The 4,033-nt window shown below is 64.6% G+C and carries 5 protein-coding genes and 1 tRNA gene; 1 reads left to right on the forward strand and 5 read right to left on the reverse strand.

Annotation, left to right across the window (positions count from 1 at the left end):
• Positions 1-298: hypothetical protein (locus I6U14_RS06950; protein WP_296898002.1), on the forward strand; the 298-nt coding region annotated here is incomplete at its 5' end.
• A gap of 472 nt (positions 299-770) precedes the next feature.
• On the opposite strand, the gene I6U14_RS06955 is transcribed toward I6U14_RS06950, so the two are convergent.
• From I6U14_RS06955 to I6U14_RS06975, 5 genes are all read right to left on the reverse strand, one after another.
• Entirely contained in the window at positions 771-1,025 is a 255-nt protein-coding gene (locus I6U14_RS06955; protein ID WP_296898004.1) for a hypothetical protein, read from the reverse strand.
• 335 nt (positions 1,026-1,360) lie between these two features.
• The gene (locus I6U14_RS06960; protein WP_296898006.1) at positions 1,361-2,431 is read right to left on the reverse strand and encodes a homoserine O-succinyltransferase; all 1,071 of its coding nucleotides are present in this window, start codon (positions 2,429-2,431) and stop codon (positions 1,361-1,363) included.
• Positions 2,432-2,435: 4 nt separating this feature from the next.
• Positions 2,436-3,356 carry an ATPase gene (locus tag I6U14_RS06965; protein WP_296898009.1) on the reverse strand — a complete coding sequence of 307 codons (921 nt, stop codon included), beginning with the start codon at positions 3,354-3,356 and terminating at the stop codon, positions 2,436-2,438.
• Between the two features lie 179 nt (positions 3,357-3,535).
• Positions 3,536-3,611: transfer RNA gene (locus I6U14_RS06970), tRNA-Ile, on the reverse strand.
• A gap of 127 nt (positions 3,612-3,738) precedes the next feature.
• Positions 3,739-4,033: sigma factor-like helix-turn-helix DNA-binding protein (locus I6U14_RS06975; RefSeq protein ID WP_296898008.1), on the reverse strand; the 295-nt coding region annotated here is incomplete at its 5' end.

The raw sequence follows: 4,033 nt of genomic DNA on the forward strand, positions 1-4,033 counted from the left end.
CCGGTGGGGGTGGGCCTGCGGGCGCGGCCTGGGGCGGGGGCCTCTCGGCCGGGGTGGCGCCCTACTGGTCCACGGCGGGCGTGCGGTGGCGTGGCTCGCCGGGACCGGTACCCTGCTCGGCGCGATGTTTGGTCACTGGCGAAACCGCCTCGATAGGGCTGCCGAGCGGCTGCGTCTGCGCCTTGCCGAACAGCGCGCCATCGACAGCGCCGAGCGCTGGCTGCGCCGCTGGCCGGCGGCGACGCTGCTGCTACTCGCGGCAAGCGGCGCCCTGGCCCTGCTTGTGCGGCCGCTCTAGGGAAGCGCCGATTTATTGGCGCTTCCCTAGGACAACCAATAGCCGAATACGGCTAACCTGCGGCTCCGAAACCAGGATCGGGATCGACTTCGACCGCGATCGCGGATACCAATCGCGATGGCAATGACGAGGGCCGGCAGCGACCGCTGGCGGTATTCGGCGTAGTTTCGCGACGGAGGTGCTGGCCCGGCTTCGTGCTCCGGCCTCGGAGAACCGCTGATGCAGCGCTTGAAGAACACCCGCTGTGTGCACGGCGCCGTGACTACAGCCAGTTCTGCGAGCGTTGACGAAGGACTTTTCTCCCGATAACCCAACTCGTTGTTCTAGGGAGAATTTTTGCGTTTGCACGAATTGCTGCGCGCCGAGGCGAGCACATTCCACGCGGCGGCCGCTTTGGGCCGGGGTGCCGCTGCAAAAACGGGCCGCGATCGCGGCCCGTTTCCTTGTGTGAAGCAAGCGTCGATGCGGCTTGCTACTGCAGGTTCTCGGGCAGCCAGGCGGCGATGCGGCTGCGCTCTTGGGCGACGTCGATGTCGCAGTAGCGCTTCAGCACACCCAAAGCTTCGTCGAGGTCGTGGCAGCCATAGTCGTCTACGACGACATGGTTACTCCAGTCCTCCACGAAGTAATGGTGCTCACCACCGCCGATCGCACACCGGATACGATATCCGGAGCCTGTCCACGGATCCCACTTGTAACGGATGACGTTCTCTTGTTCGTCGAACATTTTGTCTCTGCTCGTGACTGGTGCGTTTGTTGCGGGTCCCAGTCGTTGATTCGCTTGCGGATTTTGGGTTTTCCCGGAGATCCAAACCGCGCATGTCGCCTTGACGCTACATGCTGGTCTGTTACCGCAAGTGTAGGCGCGCATCGGGCGCTTGACAAGCAGGGAGTTGCCGACGATTTGCGTAGCGTGAGTAACGGTTTCGTAAGGTGTTACTGCACGCCACACGGCCAACACCAAGCATCCAGCACATGCACCACAAGCTGTTACCTTTGTGCAACAAATCGCGAGCAAAGAGATGATGCTGCGCAGGGCGGTCAGTCCCTACAGGGCGCATCTCACCCGTTGAGACCGAGCGGGTCATCCGGGTCCACGCCGTCCATGAACGGGATCCGGCGGTCGTTGTTCGTGACGCGGTAGATCAGGCCCATCCAATTGCCGATCACGCCCTCGGCGGTGTCACGCCAGGTGTTGTCCAGGGATTCTGCGATGCGCGCCTCAGGCAGCTCCGGCGGCGGGCGGCCGCGGTCGAGCTCGTGCTCCAGTATGTGGCGATACTCATCGAGCACGGCCGCACTCTTGCGGCTGAAGATGTTCTCTGGGAACGGCGGATAGTCCGGCCGCGCGCCGGCGGCATAGCGCTTGACCTCGCGCTTGTATTCCTTCAACAGCGAGACCGTGTCGTATTCCGGGTGGCCCTGAAACATCACCAGCCGCAGGCCGTCTCCGCTCACGGCGAGGTGCACACCCGCGATGTCGCTCTCCACCAGCACCCGGGCGCCGGCGGACTCGAACTGGTCTCGGCCGATCTCATTGAACCGGGAATGGGGCACGTCGAACAGGGTGTTGACGCTGGTGACCAACGGGTGCGTACGGTCCACCACTCGGTGCGCATAGACGCCCCAGCGCTTGAAGCCCAGCGGACGACGCGGCCGCCCGTAGCGGAACTGCATGACGGCATGGGTGGCAAGGCAAGAGCACAAGGTCGAGGTCACCGACTCGCAGGCCCAGTCCACCACCTCCATCAGCGGGCGCCAGAAGGGCTCCTGAGAGATGTCCGGGCCGGCGACATTGGCGCCGGTGATGATGAGCGCGTCCAGACCCTGCTCGCGCACCTGATCGAAGGGCTCGTACCACCGCTCGACGTGCGCCTTGGCCTCCGGCGAGCGCGGCAGCGCGTCCAGCGTGAAGGGGTGCACATAAAACTGTGCGATCTGATTGCTCTGGCCGACCAGCCGGAAGAACTGCCGCTCGGTAGCGGCCAGCGCCGCATCCGGCATCATGTTGAGCAACCCGATATGCAGCTCGCGGATGTCCTGCGCGATGGCGCGGTCCGAGGGCAGGATGTTCTGGCCCTCAGCGCGCAGGCGCCCGAAGGCAGGCAGGTCGTTGTGGGCGACGATGGGCAAGGTGTCAGTCGACTGCGTCTGTGCTCGGTGCCGGCGGCGTGGCGCCCGTGGAAGCAGGATAAGCCGCGGCATCGCCGTCCGCAGCCTTGCGGGCGATGGCCGTCTCGATGAGCGCAAGGAAGTCCTGCTCGTCCCTGACAGCGGCCACCTCTGTCGACTCCACCACATAGCCGTGAGGCCGGGCAATGGCCTCGTAGCGGGGAACGCGGGAGTGGAACAGGCGCGGAAAGACCCAGCGCGTGAAGTCGTCCGGGTCGATATCGGCGACGTACTCGAGACTGCGCTCGGCGAGATAGTCCTTGACGGCAGACTTCAGAAAGGCCGGGCGGAAGTAGAGCGGCTTGGGGTCGGCCTGCGCGCGCCGGATAAGCTTGATCTCGTCCTGCTGCGGCACGCGGATATAGAGGATCAGGGTGTGGCGGGCGAGCAGGTCGATGATTTCCGGTGCCTCCAGCTCGCAAAGGCTGCCGCCGACGTCATTGACGAAATGGCTGTAGCCATAGATGCGTCGCGCCTTGTCGATGAAGGCGGGCACGTCCCGCATGGCCTGGATCTCGGCCTCACGATACATGGCCTGGCGACGGTTGAACTCCTGCAATGAGAGGCCGTTCTTCTCCGGGTCTCCGAGCTGGCCGACGAAGCTCAGCACCGGCCCAAGGTCATCGACCTCGATCTTGTTCTGGATGGCGATCCAGTCCCGGCGCAGCAGGTCCCGCAGGAAGGGCACTTCCATGGCCTTGGACTTGATCAAGTCAAGTATCGGCTCATCCAGGTACCTGGTCCCGATGCGGTAATCGCCCGAGTAGTGGAACCAGTCGTTGCGACGCAGCAGCGTCGACAGGTAAGTCTTACCGACGCCGGACATACCAAGCAGCGTGACGCTGCGGTGCTGCCAGTTGCGGAAGCCTTCGATGTCCAAGTGCACGGCGTGGGCGGCCTTTCTGCTGCGTGAGTCTACCAATGCCCGGCCTCCACGGCCGAGGGCACAGGATAGTGCATCCGACGGCACAGGCGCCAACTAACCGCCGCCGACGGAACCGAGATTGGTTGCCCCCATGTCCCGTGGCGGTAGGAAAGTAGCCGGCTCGGCATAGCGTGCAATTTTGGTGGGCCGTCTAGGATTCGAACCTAGGACCAAGGGATTATGAGTCCCCTGCTCTAACCGCTGAGCTAACGGCCCTGACAGGCAGTGGCGGAAACAACGTGAGCGACTGCGACGGCGACGGGGTGGCGCCGCCGGGTATGCCTCCCGGCGCGCCGCATGACGGGCACCAGCCCGACAGATATCTGGCGCAGCGCGAACCGCGTCAGTCGCTGTCGAGGAAGCCTCGCAGCTTCTCGGAGCGGGTGGGGTGGCGCAGCTTGCGCAGGGCCTTGGCCTCGATCTGGCGGATACGCTCCCAGGTGACGTCGAACTGCTTGCCGACCTCCTCCAGGGTGTGGTCCGTGTTCATGTCGATGCCGAAGCGCATGCGCAGCACCTTGGCCTCCCGGCTGGTGAGGCTCGCCAGCATGTTCTGCGTGGCCTCCCGCAGACCCGCGGCGGTGGCGGAGTCGAGTGGCGAGATCACGCCCGCGTCCTCGATGAAGTCGCCGAGGTGG

The organism is Thiohalocapsa sp. (assembly GCF_019695415.1).
Classification (GTDB): domain Bacteria; phylum Pseudomonadota; class Gammaproteobacteria; order Chromatiales; family Chromatiaceae; genus Thiohalocapsa.

What these genes read in the sequence shown, in the direction of transcription:
- I6U14_RS06955 (WP_296898004.1), bottom strand. Translation starts at nt 1,025, where the DNA reads ATGTTCGACGAACAAGAGAACGTCATCCGTTACAAGTGGGATCCGTGG.